General features: G+C 67.4%; 12 protein-coding genes. 10 read left to right on the top strand and 2 right to left on the bottom strand.

Annotation, left to right across the window (positions count from 1 at the left end; genetic code table 11):
• Positions 1-12: 12 nt before the first annotated feature.
• Both FHS02_RS28885 and FHS02_RS28890 read right to left on the bottom strand, forming a co-directional pair.
• Positions 13-1,299: a dicarboxylate/amino acid:cation symporter gene (locus tag FHS02_RS28885; protein WP_137312125.1), complete on the bottom strand. Its 1,287-nt coding sequence runs from the start codon at positions 1,297-1,299 to the stop codon at positions 13-15.
• 229 nt (positions 1,300-1,528) lie between these two features.
• Positions 1,529-2,080 (bottom strand): YdeI/OmpD-associated family protein, encoded by a 552-nt coding sequence (locus FHS02_RS28890; RefSeq protein ID WP_137312126.1) that lies wholly within the window; start codon positions 2,078-2,080, stop codon positions 1,529-1,531.
• A 150-nt stretch (positions 2,081-2,230) separates the two neighbouring features.
• Between FHS02_RS28890 and FHS02_RS28895 the strand changes: the two genes are divergently transcribed.
• From FHS02_RS28895 to FHS02_RS28940, 10 genes are all read left to right on the top strand, one after another.
• Positions 2,231-3,142, top strand: coding sequence for a LysR substrate-binding domain-containing protein (locus FHS02_RS28895; RefSeq protein ID WP_137312127.1), 912 nt, complete (start codon positions 2,231-2,233; stop codon positions 3,140-3,142).
• Between the two features lie 110 nt (positions 3,143-3,252).
• Complete coding sequence (locus tag FHS02_RS28900; RefSeq protein WP_137312128.1) at positions 3,253-4,455, top strand: aromatic ring-hydroxylating oxygenase subunit alpha; 1,203 nt, start codon at positions 3,253-3,255, stop codon at positions 4,453-4,455.
• A gap of 9 nt (positions 4,456-4,464) precedes the next feature.
• Positions 4,465-5,910 carry an aldehyde dehydrogenase family protein gene (locus tag FHS02_RS28905; RefSeq protein WP_137312129.1) on the top strand — a complete coding sequence of 482 codons (1,446 nt, stop codon included), beginning with the start codon at positions 4,465-4,467 and terminating at the stop codon, positions 5,908-5,910.
• Between the two features lie 22 nt (positions 5,911-5,932).
• Positions 5,933-7,330 (top strand): FAD-dependent oxidoreductase, encoded by a 1,398-nt coding sequence (locus FHS02_RS28910; protein WP_137312130.1) that lies wholly within the window; start codon positions 5,933-5,935, stop codon positions 7,328-7,330.
• Positions 7,331-7,339: 9 nt separating this feature from the next.
• Positions 7,340-8,668, top strand: a complete 1,329-nt coding sequence (locus tag FHS02_RS28915) for an NAD(P)/FAD-dependent oxidoreductase (RefSeq protein ID WP_137312131.1) — start codon at positions 7,340-7,342, stop codon at positions 8,666-8,668.
• Entirely contained in the window at positions 8,665-9,048 is a 384-nt protein-coding gene (locus FHS02_RS28920) for a EutQ-related cupin domain-containing protein (RefSeq protein ID WP_217496880.1), read from the top strand. The genes FHS02_RS28915 and FHS02_RS28920 overlap by 4 nt, the downstream gene beginning before the upstream one ends.
• 40 nt (positions 9,049-9,088) lie before the next feature.
• The gene (locus tag FHS02_RS28925) at positions 9,089-10,264 is read left to right on the top strand and encodes an MFS transporter (protein WP_137312132.1); all 1,176 of its coding nucleotides are present in this window, start codon (positions 9,089-9,091) and stop codon (positions 10,262-10,264) included.
• Positions 10,265-10,414: 150 nt separating this feature from the next.
• Complete coding sequence (locus tag FHS02_RS28930) at positions 10,415-12,001, top strand: BCCT family transporter (RefSeq protein ID WP_137312133.1); 1,587 nt, start codon at positions 10,415-10,417, stop codon at positions 11,999-12,001.
• A gap of 96 nt (positions 12,002-12,097) precedes the next feature.
• Positions 12,098-13,303, top strand: a complete 1,206-nt coding sequence (locus FHS02_RS28935; protein WP_229422463.1) for a putative porin — start codon at positions 12,098-12,100, stop codon at positions 13,301-13,303.
• A 98-nt stretch (positions 13,304-13,401) separates the two neighbouring features.
• Positions 13,402-15,477 carry a phosphocholine-specific phospholipase C gene (locus FHS02_RS28940; RefSeq protein WP_137312134.1) on the top strand — a complete coding sequence of 692 codons (2,076 nt, stop codon included), beginning with the start codon at positions 13,402-13,404 and terminating at the stop codon, positions 15,475-15,477.
• Positions 15,478-15,492: the final 15 nt, after the last annotated feature.

Below are 15,492 nucleotides of genomic sequence, written 5' to 3' on the forward strand. Positions count from 1 at the left end.
TTGTTGTTATCGTCAGGCGGCGTGGACGCGGCCTTGTCCGGCCAGTTTTTCGTCGCGGCCAGGCGCCGGCTCTTCCAGCGCGCCTTCCCACTTCGCCACCACGGCGGTGGCCACGGCATTGCCCACCGCGTTGGTCGCGGAGCGGCCCATGTCGAGGAACTGGTCGACGCCCATCAGCAGCAGCAGGCCCGCTTCGGGAATGTTGAACTGGGTCAGCGTCGCGGCGATCACCACCAGCGATGCGCGCGGCACGCCGGCCATGCCCTTGGAGGTCAGCATCAGCAGCAGCAGCATGGTGATCTGCGTGCCCACCGACAGGTCGATGCCGTAGGCCTGGGCGATGAACAGCACGGCGAAGGTGCAGTACATCATCGAGCCGTCCAGGTTGAACGAATAGCCCATCGGCAGCACGAAGCTGGAGATGCGGCGCTGCACGCCGAACTTGTCGAGCGCCACCAGCAGCTTCGGATAGGCCGCTTCCGAACTGGCGGTGGAGAAGGCCAGCAGGAACGGTTCGCGGATCAGGCCGACCAGGCGGAACACGCGCGGGCCCAGCGCCAGGAAGCCGGCGCCGATCAGCAGCAGCCACAGGCACAGCAGGCCCAGGTAGAAGCCGCCCATGAACTTCGCGAAGGTGACCAGGATGCCCAGGCCGTTGGTGGTGACGACCGACGCCATGGCGGCGAACACCGCCAGCGGTGCCAGGTTCATGATGGTGCCGGTAATGCGCAGCATCACCTGCGCCAGTTCGTCCACCACGCCCACCAGCCGCTTGCCGGACTCGCCCAACGCGCCGAGCGCGGAACCGAAGAAGATCGAGAACACCAGCACCTGCAGGATCTCGTTATTGGCCATCGCCTCGATCGGCGACTTCGGCACCACGTGCGTGATGAAATCCTTCAGCGTGAATGCGGCGGTCTTCAGGCCGGTGCTGGCGTCGGCGGCCGGCAGCGGCAAGCCCAGGTTGGTACCGAGCTGCAGCAGGTTGGACAGCCCCATGCCCAGCGCCAGCGACACCAGCGAGGCCAGCATGAACCAGGCAAACGCCTTGGCGCCGATGCGGCCGGCGGCCTTGCCGTCCGCCAGGTTGGCGATGCCGATGGTCAGCGTGGAGAACACCAGCAGCGCGATGATCATCTTGATGAGGCGCAGGAAGATGTCCGTCACCAGCGAGATGTTGGCGGAAATGTCGGTCGTGATCGCCTTGTCGGGGAATACCGTGTGACAGGCATGGCCGACCACGATGCCGAGCAGCATCGCGATCAGGATATACAGGGTGAGAGGGCGCTTTTTTTGCATTGCAGTCTCCGTTTTGTTGGGACCGCGGTGAGCCACCGCGGGGGTGGCTCGTAGATAGCAAGCGCCATGCCATTCTGGTTTGAATGGCTAAGTTATTGTTTTTACTCGATTAAGTTGAAAGGGGAGAGGGAAATTGTCCAAGAAATTGGACTGGGTGGGGTGGCCCGGTCCAGGATCTTGGATGGCGCCCACGCGCCTGGGAGCAGGACGGTTACGTTTGCACCCGTCGTCAGGGCGCCTGCCGGGGCGCACGCAGCGCCTTGCTGTAGTAGCCGGACGGGTCGAAGCAGCAGACGCGTTTCTTGCCTTCCGCAAGCATGTCGCAGGCATCGGCGATGCGGCTCAGGCGCGTTTTTTCCTGCTTGGCTGAGCCGATCCAGTGTATCCAGTCGATGCGGGCAATCGTCGTGGTGCTGTCCCACGTCGCGCCGGCTTGCGGCGACGCGGCCAGCGCGGCCAGCAAATCCGGCGGCATCTGCGGTTCCAGTTCGTCCGCCAGCGGCTGGAGCGCGAGGGTCACCAGTTCTCCTGCCTGCGCACCCGATTTTTTGAGCAAGGCCGCGGGAATCTTCAGCCAGTGGCTCAACTGGCCGTCCGGCTCGAGGATGGCCTGGAACGGCTGGCCATTCAGCCAGCCTTCCGCGCTGGTTCTTCCACGGCGCGCGAACCGGTCGCTTTCCGCCTTGGGCAGGATGGCGAACGCCCAGGGATCCTCGCCCTGGAAGTCCGCGGGGCGCAGCAGGCGGGCTTCAAAGCATGTGTCGGTGGGACTCGTCTTCATCGGCGCTCCGTTCGGCGGTTTGGCGGGATCGACAGTATGAACCGGATCGCGGGCGCGGGTCAGGTGATGCGGTCCGCGGGCCGGTACGTGGCATGCCGCTGCCGGTGCGTGGTATCTTAAAAAAACAACTATACCGAGACACGCGACACCATGAAGATCGACCCGATGCCACCCCTGAACAGCCTGGTGGCGTTCGAGGCAGCCGCCCGCCACCTCAGCTTTACCGTGGCCGCCGCGGAACTGAACGTTACCCAGGGAGCGATCAGCCGGCAGGTACGGCTGCTGGAGGATTACCTCGGCACGCCGCTGTTCGAACGCACCACGCGCCGCATCGTCCTCAGCAGCAAGGGCGAACAGTATTACCGGGACATCCATGACGTACTGACGCAGCTGGCACGCGCCACCGGCGCGGTGCGCCACTGGAAGGGCGCGCAGCAGGTCACGGTGTTCACCAGTACGGCGCTGGCATCCATGTGGCTGCTGCCGCGCGTGGCGGAATTCCAGCGGCAAAACGAAGAGATCGAACTGCGCATCATCGCCAACGACCAGGCGAAGGACTTCAGCCGCCTCGATTGCGACCTGGCCGTGTTCTACAGCGGCCAGCGGCCGGAAGGCATCCACGCGACGCCGCTGTTCGCCGAGGAGGTATTTCCGGTGTGCAGCCCGGAGTACCTGGCGAAGCATCCCGGCCTGGCTGGGCCGGAGCAGCTGTGCGACTGCACCTGGCTGTGGCTGGAGGATCCGCAGAGTGGCTGGATCGGCTGGGCGGAATGGTATCGCCGCACCGGGCACGTGCCGGTCGAGCCGCGCCGCCGCATCAACATCAACAGCTACGCGATGCTGATACAGTCCGCCGTCGCCGGCCAGGGCATTGCGCTCGCGTGGGCAAACCTGGTCGATCGCCACCTGGAGACAGGCGCACTGGTGCGGCCGATCGACGCGGCCCTGCGTACCAGCGGCATGTTCTACCTGCTCGAACCCGAAGATCGCGGCGCCTGGCGCCCCAGCGTGCGGCGCTTCCGCGCCTGGCTGCTGGAGCAGGTCGCCGGCGCCGATTCATGATAAAAACTCACAAATAGGCGTGTAAAACTCGTTTGTCGATCATCCCCCTGCAGCCCGAAACTAGGTGCCACAACACCTGGGCCTTCGGACCCGCAGATACAGGAGATCACATGAGCCATACCCCTTCCCAGCGCATCGCCTTCCACAAGCTCGAAGACGTGCTGCGCCCCATCCACCAGGCCAGTGGCCTTGGCAACGAGTTCTATACCGAGCAATCCGCGTTTGCGCTGGAGCGGGACAACGTGATGGGCAAGACCTGGGCTTGCGTTGGATTTGCCAGCGACCTGCCCAGGAACGGCATGGTGAATCCGGTCGACTTCATGGGCCTGCCGCTGCTGCTGATGCGCAACCGCGACGGCGCGCTGCAGGTGTTCCACAACGTGTGCAGCCATCGGGGCATGAAACTGGTGGAACAGCCCGGCGAAGTACAGGGCGTGATCCGCTGCCCGTACCATTCGTGGACGTACGACCTGAACGGCAGCCTGAAGGGCACGCCGCACATCGGCGGCATCAACCAGCACAAGGACGAGCGCTTCGCCTGCGAAAAGCACGGCCTGAAGCCGATCCGCAGCCAGGTCTGGATGGACATGGTGTTCGTCAACCTGTCCGGCGACGCGGCACCGCTGGAGGACATGCTGGCACCGCTCACCGAGCGCTGGTCGCAGTTCCTCGGCCCCGAAGGCATGAGCCTGCTGCGCCGCAAGGGCAGCGGCGACGCCACCAGCATCGAGGTGAACTGCAACTGGAAACTCGCGGTGGAGAACTACTGCGAGGCCTATCACCTGCCATGGGTGCATCCGGCGCTGAACACCTATTCGCGGCTGGAAGACCACTACAACATCCTGTTCGCCGGGCACTTCGCGGGGCAGGGCAGCTACGCGTACAACCTGTCGGACGTCGCCGGCACCAACCTGCCCACCTTCCCCGACTGGCCGAAGGACCGGCTGCGCAACGCCGAATATGTCGCCTTCTTCCCCAACGTGCTGCTGGGCATCCAGGCCGACCATGCCTTTGCCATGCAGCTGCAGCCGATCGCGCCGGGCAAGACCATCGAGCACCTGCGGCTGTTCTACGTGGGCGACGAGGCACTGGACGAACGGTATGCCGCCTGCCATGCAGCCGTGCTGGAAGCCTGGCGCGTGGTGTTCGCCGAAGACGTGGCGTCGGTCGAAGGCATGCAGAAGGGCCGCTCTTCGCCCGGCTACCAGGGCGGCGTGTTCTCGCCCGAGATGGACGTGCCCACGCATTATTTCCACCAGTGGGGCGCGCGCCAGCTGCTGGCCGCAGCGCAATCCGGCACGGCCGCGGCCTGAGGAGCGGCCATGTTCCCGATCAAGCCGCACTGGCTGAACTACATCGATGGCGAATGGTGCGACAGCCCGCGTTCGCTGACCGTCAGCAATCCAGCCACCGGCGAGCCGCTGGCCACCATCGCGGAAGCCGGCAGCGACGATGCCGAGCGCGCGCTGGCGGCAGCGCGCCGCTGTGCCGACAACGCGGAACTGACCCGTGTGCGCCCGGCGCAGCGCGTCACCTGGCTGCTGCGCATCGCTGCGGAAATCCGCGCGGTGGCCGACGAGGGCGCGTGGGTACTGTGCCACGAAAACGGCAAAAGCCTGCGCGACGCCAGGGATGAATTCACCGAGGCGGCCCGCTATTTCGAGTACTACGCCGGCCTGGCCGACAAGATCGAAGGCACCTCGATCCCGCTGGGCGACGGTTACATGGATTTCACGGTCTACGACCCGATGGGCGTGTCTGCCCAGATCGTGCCATGGAACTTCCCCGTGTCGATCTGTGCGCGCTCGCTGGCGCCGGCGCTGGCCGCCGGCAACGCGGTGGTCGTCAAGTCGCCCGAATTGTCGCCGCTGGGCATGTGCGTGCTGTTCCAGGCGATTGCGAAAGCGGGGTTGCCGACAGGCGCCGTCAACCTGCTGTGCGGACCGGGGCGCCAGGTCGGCGCGCGACTGGTGGATCACCCGCACGTCGACCAGATCGTGTTCACGGGCTCGGTGTCCACTGGCCAGTCGATCCTGCGCAGCGCTGCTGCGCGGGCAATCCCCAGCGTGATGGAGCTGGGTGGCAAATCAGCGGCGCTGGTCTTCGCCGACGCCGACCTGCCGCAGCTGCTGGACAGCGTGAAAAGCGGCATCTTCTTCAATGCCGGGCAGGTGTGCTCCGCCATGTCGCGCCTGCTGGTGCAGCGTTCCGTGTACGAAGAGGTCGTCGGTGCAGTGGTCGCGCTGGCGGACGGGCTGCACATTGGCCCTGGCAGCGACAATCCCGACCTGACGCCGGTGATCAGCGCCGGCCAGCTCGAACAGGTCGAAGCGATGTGCCGCAAGGCTGTCGATGGCGGTGCGCGGCTGGCCACCGGTGGTGGTGCTTGCCGCGAACGGGCCGGCTGGTTCATGCAGCCGACCGTGTTCCGCGACGTGACGCCGGAGATGGGCATCTCCCAGGAAGAAGTATTCGGTCCGGTGCTCGTCGTGATCCCGTTCGACACGGAAGAAGAAGCGCTGGCGATCGCCAACGGTACCGAATTCGGCCTCGTTGCCGGCGTCTTCACCCAGGACATCAGCCGCGCCATGCGCTGCGCGCGCCGGCTGAAGGCGGGCCAGGTGTTCGTCAACGAGTGGTACGCGGGCGGCATCGAGACGCCGTTCGGCGGCGTGGGCCTGTCCGGCTTCGGCCGCGAGAAGGGGCAGGAAGCGCTGTACAGCTACGTGCGCACCAAGAACATCGGCATCCGCGTGGCCGGCGAATAAACAGCAACAGGAGGAGACGATCATGAAAACATGGCTGTGCATTATCTGTGGCCTGGTCTACGACGAGGCCAGGGGCTGGCCGGAGGACGGCATCGCGCCCGGCACGCGTTGGGAAGACGTGCCGGAAGACTGGCTGTGCCCCGACTGCAAGGTGGGCAAGGCGGATTTCGAGATGCTCGATGTCAGCGTGCCCGCGGCGGCGGTGGTGGCACCGGTACCGCTGCCGGAGAAAGCCGTGACGGTCGCAGTGGCGGCGGCAGTACCGCGCCAGCCGATCGTCATCGTCGGCAGCGGTCATGCCGGCTATGGCCTGGCCGCCGCGCTGCGCAGGAACGACCCGCAGGCCGAGATCCGCGTCGTGACGGCCGATGACGGTTTCGTGTATTCGAAGCCGGCGCTGTCGATCGGCGTGGCGCAAGGCAGGGCGGCCGGGGCCATGGCGACCGAGTCGCCGCTGGCGATCGAGCGCCGCCTCGGCATTCGCGTGTATCCGCATTGCCGCGTCGAGCGCATCGATGCGCAGGCTCGCCGCCTGCACACGAGCCTGGGCGAGATGGAATATGGCCAGCTGGTGCTGGCCTGCGGCGCCCTGCCGGTGCGCCCCCCGATCGAAGGCGATACGGACGCGGTGCTGAGCGTGAACAACCTTCAGGAATACCGGCGGTTCCGCGAACGGCTGGCCGGCGCGCGCCGCATCGCCATCCTCGGCGACGGCCTGATCGGCTGCGAGTTCGCCAACGACCTGGCCGCCGCCGGTATCGAAGTCACCGTGGTGGGGCTGGGCCGCTGGCCGATGGAGCGCCTGCTGCCGGCAGAAGCCGGGCAGCGGCTGCAGGATGCGTTGTCGGAGCTCGGTGTCCGGTGGCGCCTGAACAACACTGTGCGGCGCATCGACCGGGCCGGCAACGGCTACCGGCTGGCGCTGGCCGACGGCGAGCAGATCGACGCGGACCTGGTCCTGTCGGCGATCGGCCTGCGCGCCGACGTATCGCTGGCCGCTGGCGCCGGCATTGCCACCGGCTGCGGGATTCAGGTCGATGCACACCTGCGGACGTCGCAGCCCGGCATCTACGCGCTGGGCGACTGCATCGAGATCGACCGTTGCCTGCTGCCTTACCTCGCGCCGATCAATCAGGGCATCCAGGCCCTTGCCCGCACGCTGCTCGGCCAGCCCACGGCGGTGGCATATCCGGCGATGCCGGTGACGGTCAAGACCCCGGCAATGCCGCTGTGCCTGCTGGCACCGGCACCCGGAACGGCGGGCGCATGGCGCTGCACACCCACCAGCGACGGCCTCGAGGCCGCGTTCCTGGATGCCCAGGGCGCGCTGCGCGGCTTCGTGCTGCTGGGCGCCGCGGCGCAGGCCGGGCGAAACGCATGGCTGCAAACCTGCCAGCAAGACCAACGGGCAGCCGCCTGAAAGAACATCATGACCAAGCAAATCAATCTTCCGTTCGACGACAGCGGTTGCGGGTGGTATGCGGCGCTCGCCCCGCGCCCGGACGTAAAGCGCCTGCAAGGCAGGCAGCAGGCCGACTACGCGGTGATCGGCGCCGGCTTTGCCGGCCTGGCGGCCGCGCGCCGGCTGGCCGAGCGCCTGCCCGAAGCGCGCATCCTGCTCGTCGATGCCCAGCGTGCCGGCTTCGGCGCCTCGGGCCGCAACTCCGGCTTCGTCATCGACCTGCCCCATAAATTCGCGCTGGAGCATCCCGATCCGGCCCACAAGCAGCGCCTGCTGCGGCTGAACCGGGCCGCCATCGGGCAATTGCAGGGCCTGGTCGAAAAGCACCGCATCGACTGCCAGTGGTCGCACGCCGGCAAGTACCAGGGCGCGGTGGGCCCGCGCGGCCAGGCTTACCTGGACCATTTCGAACGCCTGCTGGGCGAACTGGGCGAGCCCTTCCGCCGTGCCGGGCGGGAGGAGCTGAAGGCGGTGCTCGGTACCGGGCACTACAGCGATGCGATCTTCACGCCCGGCTGCTACCTGATGCAGCCGGCGGCGCTGGTCACCGGGCTGGCGCGCTCGCTGCCACCCAATGTCGAGCTGCTGGAAGAGTCGCCGATCCGCCGGCTGGAGCGCGACGGGCAGGGCGGCTGGATACTGCATGGCGACGAAGGCAGCATTGCCACCCCCACGCTGCTGCTCGGCACAAGCATCTTTACCCAGGAATTCGGCTACCTGCGCAACCGCCTGCTGCCGGTGATGACGTTTGCCAGCTGGACCCGGCCTTTGACGGATGCAGAACTGGCGCGCTACGGCGGGCAGCTCGACTGGGGGCTGACGCCGGCCGACCATGCGGGCACCACGGTGCGCATGACGCGGGACCGCCGGCTGATCATCCGCAACACGTACAAGCATGTGCCCCGCTACGGGCGCAGCACCAGCGATGCGATGCGCGAACAGGTGCGTGCGAGGCACCGCGGCGCATTCCTGGCCCGCTTCCCGCAACTGGCTGACGTGCCGTTCAGCCACACGTGGGGCGGGGTATACGCCATCTCGCGCAATTTCACCAACTTCTTTGGCGAGCTGGACCAGGGCGTGTACGCCACGGCCTGCGACAACGGCGTGGGCGCGGCCTGGGGCACCATCTCGGGCACCCTGCTGGCCGACCGGGCGATCGGCGCCGGCTCCGAACAGCTGCGCGATATCGAAGCCGTCACCGGCATGCCCTCGCGCAATCCACCGGAACCGTTCCTCGGCATCGGCGTGCGCTCGCGCATCCAGCTGGCGGCCTGGTCGAGCAGGAGCGAACTGTGAGCCCGGGTGCGAAGTCAGGGGCGGCGGGCAAGCGCCCCGTGGTGCTGGTCGACCAGGCATCGCTCGACTACACGCAGCGTGGCGGACCACCCGGCGCCGCGTGGGTGGCCCGCGCAGTATCGAACGAGGTGTCGCCCCATATCGGCTTCGGCTTCGCCCGATGGGAGGGGGCCGAGGTGGAATGGACGGTGCTGTACGACGAGCTCATCTTCGTAATCGAAGGCACCCTCGAACTGCGGGCCGATGACGAGGCCTTCCGCATCGTGCCGGGGCAACTGTTGTGGATACCCGAGGGTACCGGACTGGTGTATGGCGGTCACGCGCTGTTCGGCTATGTGGTGCGCCCGGCAAACTGGAGAGAACTGCATGGGCTCGCTTGACGGTGTTCCGCGTGCCGCCGACGCTCGGGAGGGCTGAGCCATGCCCGTCATCGGCAAGACCTTTGGCGCGCTCTATCTCTCCGCCGCGGTGCTGCAGTTCGGTGCCACGCTGCTCATCTCCCACCTCGCGCTGCGCCTGGGCGCCGGGGGCGCCTCCGAACTGCGCATCGGCGCGCTGATGGCGGCCAATGCGCTGGGCATGGCCATCGGCGCAAGCGCCGGCCGTACGCTCATCGAGCGGATCGGCCATGTGCGGACGTTCGCGGCGACCACCGGCCTGATGGTTGCTGCCGTGCTGGCCCATGAGCTGGGTACCGCGCTGCCGTTCTGGATCGTGCTGCGCGCCGTCGCCGGCATGGCGCTGATGACCCAGGTGATGGCGCTGGAAAGCTGGCTGAACGACCGCGCCGGCGCGCTGCAGCGCGGCCGCGTGCTGGCCGGGTACATGGTCGCAACCTACGCCGGCATGATGCTGGGGCAGGTCGGCGTCGCCGCAGGCGGCGGCGCTGGGCCTGGCGGTGGTACCGTCATCGTTGTCGCCATCGCGTTTGCCTGTTGCGTGATTCCGGTGGCGATGACGCGGATGCCGCCGCCGGCCGCGTTGCCGCAGGCGGGCATCACGTTCGGGCAGATCGTGCGCCGGGTGCCGCGGCCGCTGGCCACCGTCTTCGTCTCGGGCATGCTCAACAGCAGCTTCTTCGGGCTGGCGGCGATCTATGCGGCGCAGCACCGCATGAGCCCCGGCGCGACGGCAGTCTACCTGGCATGCCCCGTGGTAGCCGGGCTGCTGGCGCAGTTCCCGCTGGGAGTGCTGTCCGACCGGCTGCCGCGGCTCGTCCTGGTCCGCGGCGTGGCGGTCCTGCTGGCGCTGGCCAGTGCCGTCCTCTGCACAGGAGACAGCATGCCCATGGCGGCCCTGCTGGGATTCGCCTGCTGCGCAGGCGCGCTGCAGTTCTGCCTTTATCCGCTGGGCGTCGCATGGGCGAACGGACTGGTCGACCCGGCGATGCGCGTGGGCCTGGCCGGCGTGCTGTTGACGACCTTCGCCATCGGCTCCTGCATCGGGCCGCTGCTTGCCGGCGCCTGGATGAGCGAAGCGGGCGCATCGAGCCTGTATGCCTTCTTCGCCGCATGCGCCGTCGCACTGGTCCTGGCCACCGGGCGGGAACGGCAGGGAGCGGCGCTCGGTCCCGCCATCGGCCATGCCGATTCATGACAAAAGCTGATGGCAGGGCGATTTTTCATGATTTGTCGATGATGCAACGCCGCCCGATCATGTAAGCCTGCCATCGCCAATCGCGGCGCTGAATTCCCGCAGCAGACGGGAAGCGCACCGCGGCCTATAGTGAACAACAATGGAGACAATATGAAGCAGATCGCCCCAGGCATTCCCACGGCCGTCCGCACGACGCGCCGCACTGCAGCGCATTCAGCCACGGACTTCAATACCGAAGTGTTCGGGCTGAAGATTCACCGTGTCATCTTCCCGCTCTCTATCCTGGTCGTGCTGGCGCTCGTGCTCGGCGCCCTGTTCGATCCTCCGGCCGCCGCCGCCGCACTGGAGAACATCAGGACGGCCACCCTGAAACATCTGGACTGGCTGATCATGATCGGCGGGAACGTGATGGTGCTGTTCTGTATCGTACTGGCGATTTCGCCGTACGGGAAAATCCGGCTGGGCGGGAAGGAAGCGCAGCCGGAGTTCCGCACGATGTCCTGGTTCTGCATGATGTTCGCCGCGGGCATGGGCGTCGGCCTGCTGTACTGGGGCGTGGCGGAACCGGTGGCGCACTACACCGCATGGTTCGAGACGCCCTTCAATGTCGCGGCACGCACGCCCGAAGCGGCGCATGCGGCGATGGGCGCGACGATCTTCCACTGGGGCTTCCACCCATGGGCCATCTACCTGACCGTGGCGATCGTGGTCGGCTACTTCTCGTACAACAAGGGCCTGCCGTTCTCGCTCAGCTCCGGCCTGCAACCGCTGCTCGGCAAGGCGCACAAGGGCCCCATCGGCCACGCCGTCGACACCTTCACGGTGGTGCTGACCGTGTTCGGCCTGGCCAGTTCGATCGGCCTGGGCGCCATGCAGGCGACCGCCGGCATCACCCACGTGCTCGGCCTGCCGAATACGATCATGCACCAGATGCTGTTCATTGCCGTCGTCACGCTGCTGGCCGCGATATCGCTGTGGCGCGGCCTCGATTCCGCGCTCAGGCTGCTCAGCAACGTCAACATGCTGCTGGCGCTGCTGCTGTTCGCGATCGTCGTGGCCGGCGTGGGCGTGATGGCGTTTTCCTCGGGCGTGCTGAATACCACGGTCGACTTTGGCCGCTATTTCATCCCGTTGAGCAACTGGATCGGCCGTGATGACCAGGCCTGGTACCACGGCTGGACCGTGTTCTACTGGGCATGGTGGTGCACCTGGGGCCCGCTGGTCGGCGTGTTCGTGGCGCGGGTGTCGAAAGGGCGTACGCTGCGCCAGCTGGTCGGCGTGGTGCTGCTGGCGCCGACCGCCGTGGCCATCCTCTGGTTCACCGCGTTCGGCGGCGGGGCCATCGGCAACGTGGCGTCGGGAACCGGCGCGCTGGCCAGCGGCACGATGAACGTCGACATGGCGATCTTCCATTTCCTGGAAACGCTGCCGATGTTCGGCGCGACGTCGATGCTTGTCGTGGTGCTGCTGGTGATCTTCATGGTCACTTCCGTCAACTCGGGCGCCATGGTGGTCGACAGCCTGGCGGCCGGCGGCGATACGGACACGCCGGCGGTGCAGCGCGTGATCTGGCTGCTGCTGATCTCAATCGTGACGGTAATCCTGTTCGTCATCGGCGATAATACCGCCCTCAAGGCCATCCAGGCCGGGGCGGTCGCCATGGGACCACCCTTCATCGCCCTCATGCTGCTGCTCATCGTCGGCTTCGTCAAGGCCATCGCGAAAGAGCCGCGCTGACTGCCCGTCCGGAACGGAAGTACCGCTTTCCGCGACAGCCATCGGGACATCAACTTTCGAGAGGACCGGCGCCCGCGGGCGCCGGGGAGAAACATCATGATCAGCATTCAAGTCAGGCGCGCAGGCGCCGCCGTGCTGGGCGCCGCCATGCTGGCGGGCGGCCAGGCCCATGCGGAAGAGCCGGCATCGCCGCTCACGATCGGCGGCGCGATCCGCTTCAATTACGTGCACAAGGGGTGGCAGGCGGAAAAGCCGCGCGGCTTCGTTGGCCTCGATACCGTGCGCCTGGAAGTCAAGTACGACGACGGCACCCGCATCGCCTCGGCCCAGTACCGCTACAACCGCTATCCGGAAGGGCAGGGCGGCTACTGGCAGCATTTCCTGCATCACGGCTGGGTGGGCCTGCGCTTCGACGACCGCAGCACCGTGCGGGTTGGCCTGGACAAGGTGCCGTTCGGGCTGCTGCCGTTCGCGTCCAACAACTTCTACGAGTCCATCGCGTTCTATACCGGTTTCGAGGACAAGTACGACGCCGGCATCACCTACGCCAGCGCCCCCGGCAAGCTGGAGTGGCAGCTTGCGTTCTTCCCCCGCGACGGCGGGTCATACGGCGGCGGCGACAACACCGCGCCGGCCTCGAACCGCTATTCCTACAACATCGTCCGCGACGACGACGAGCACGGCTACGGCACGGGCCAGCGCGACAGCGAGCGCAACACGCTGGTTGCGCGCGTGGCGTGGCACGCCGATACCGCGATCAAGCAGGAATTCGGCGCATCGGTGCTGGGCGGAGACATCCGCAACGGCGCCGGCCAGGACACCCGCCGCAACGCCTTCGCCATTCACTACCGCGCCACGCCGGGGCCGGTCACCGTGATGCTGCAGGCGATGCGCTACCGCTACAAGACCAGCCACGCACCCAGCCAGACCTATGGCGGGCTCGATGCCAACAGCTTCGTCATGGTCGGCGGCTTCGGCTACCCGTATCCGGTCGCGACGAAAGGCGACATCGTCATCGCCAACGTCAGCTACGACATTCCGGGCAGGATCGGCCCGTTCGGGGGCTTCAAGGTCTACAACGACTACAGCGCGCTGCACAAGCGGACCGCCAGCTATGGGCCCTCGAAGCAGAACGTGACGGGTCTTTCCTTCTCGGCCGGCAAATGGTTCTTCTATGCCGACCTGATGATGGGCAAGCATCATCCGTACATTTCGCCGGACTTCGGCGGGCTGGCCTCGACAGCGGGTCAGCATGACCGGTGGGCGCGGCGGATCAACCTGCAGGCCGGCTACTACTTCTGAACCGATCGGCGCGGCGGTCCCTGCTCCTGTCCCTGTAGTGTTCCGGTCATAAACCGGACTTACCATGCAGGACAGGACCCACCCATCACGGAGGATGCATGACCCGACTTTCCCGCCGCCGCTTCCTGGGCGGTACGGCCGCCGCCGGCGTGCTCGGCGCGATGTCGCCGCTGCTGCGCGAGGCGCTGGCGGTGCCGGCGCGCCGGGCCACCGGCACGCTGGCCGACGTGCGCCACGTCGTCATCCTGATGCAGGAAAACCGCTCCTTCGACCATTATTTCGGCACGCTGGCCGGCGTGCGCGGCTTCGGCGACCGCATGGCGATCCCGCTGCGCGACGGCCGCACCGTCTGGCAGCAGCACAATGGCCGGCGCATCGTGATGCCGTACCGGCTCGATGCCAGTGCCGGCAATGCCCAGCCGGCGCTCGACCTGCCGCATACCTGGCCGGATGCCCAGGCCGCGTGGGACGATGGCCGCATGAACGCCTGGCCCCGTTCGAAGACGGATGCGTCGATGGCGCACTATGCGCGCGCCGAGCTGCCGATCCAGTTCGCGCTGGCCGAAGCCTTTACGTTGTGCGACGCCTACCACTGCTCGCTGCAGGGCGGCACGAATCCGAACCGGCTGTTCCTGATGACGGGCACCAACGATCCGTCCGGCCGGCATCGGGGACCGGCGATCGACAACCGCATGGAAGGCTTCGGCCCGCCCGAGCTGGGTTTTACGTGGACCACCTATCCGGAGCGGCTGGAAGCGGCCGGCGTCAGCTGGAAGGTCTACACGGACATGGCGGACAACTACGACTGCAATATGCTGACGACGTTCCGCACCTTCCGCGAGGCCCATGCAGCCAGGCCGAATGCGCTGGCGGACAAGGGCATCAGCAGCACGCTGGGCAATGCCACGCTGGACGGCTTGCGCGACGATGTCGTCAACGGCCGCCTGCCGCAGGTGAGCTGGGTGATTTCGCCGCGGCTGTATTCGGAGCATCCGGGGCCGTCGACGCCGGTGCAGGGCGGCGCCTACACGCTGCAGGTGCTGGAAGCGCTGCTGGCCGATCCCGAGGTGTGGAGCGGTACCGTGTTCCTGCAGATGTACGACGAGAACGATGCCTTCTTCGACCACGTGCCGCCGCCGGCGCCGCCGGCGCTGCTGCGCGACGGTACGCGGTCCGGCAGGTCGACCGTGGCCTTCCGCGACGAATGCCATGGCGACGGCTTCCTGTATGGGCTGGGTCCGCGCGTGCCGATGGTGGTGATGTCGCCGTGGAGCAAGGGCGGCTGGGTCAATTCGGAAGTGTTCGACCACACGTCCGTGCTGCGCTTCCTGGAGCGCCGCTTCGGCGTCGCCGAACCGAATATCGGCGCGTGGCGCCGCGCCGTGTGCGGCGACCTGACCAGCTGCTTCGATTTCGCTTCGCCGGATGCCGGAAAGCCGCGCCTGCCCGCATTCGGTACCGCGCAGGCCGATGCGGAACGGGCACGCCAGCGCGCCACGCCGGCCATCGAGGTGCCGGTCGAGGGCGCGCAGGCGGCACCCCGGCAGGAACCGGGCACGCGGCCATCGCGCGCACTGCCGTATAGGCTCGAAGCGCGCCTTGAAGCGAGGCTCGATGCGCGGCAGGAGCCACTGGCCGGGCCAGAAGCAGGCGGCGTGCTGCTCACGTTCGTCAACGCCGGCACGGCGGGCGCCGTGTTCCATGTCTACGACCGGCTGCGGCTGGACCGCGCGCCACGCCGCTATACGGTGGAGGCGGGCAAGGAGCTGGCCGACCTGTGGACCGTACCCGAGGAGGGGAGTGCCGTCGCGCCGGGCGCGCATGACCTGTGGATCCTCGGCCCGAACGGCTTTCATCGCGCTCTGCGCGGCAGCGGGCCGCAGGACATCGCGGTGCGCGCCGTGCGCGAGGGCGACCGCCTCGTGCTGGAATTGCGCAACGGCGGCGCCGTGCCGCGCGATGCGACGCTGACCATGCTGGCCTACGCGGCTGCGGCGCCACGCACGGTCACCGTCGCGCCGGGCAGCGGCGAACGCCTCGTACTGCCCGGCCCTTGGTACGACGCGCAAGTGGAGAGCGGCGGTGCGGTATGGCGCTTCGCCGGCCGCGTCGAGACGGGGTTCGACGGCAGCAGCGATCCGGCCATGGCCACTGGCCAGGTGGCTGGCCGGTGATAAATCGTCCCGCCT

Source organism: Pseudoduganella umbonata, from assembly GCF_014192225.1.
GTDB classification, from domain to species: Bacteria; Pseudomonadota; Gammaproteobacteria; order Burkholderiales; family Burkholderiaceae_D; genus Rugamonas; species Rugamonas umbonata.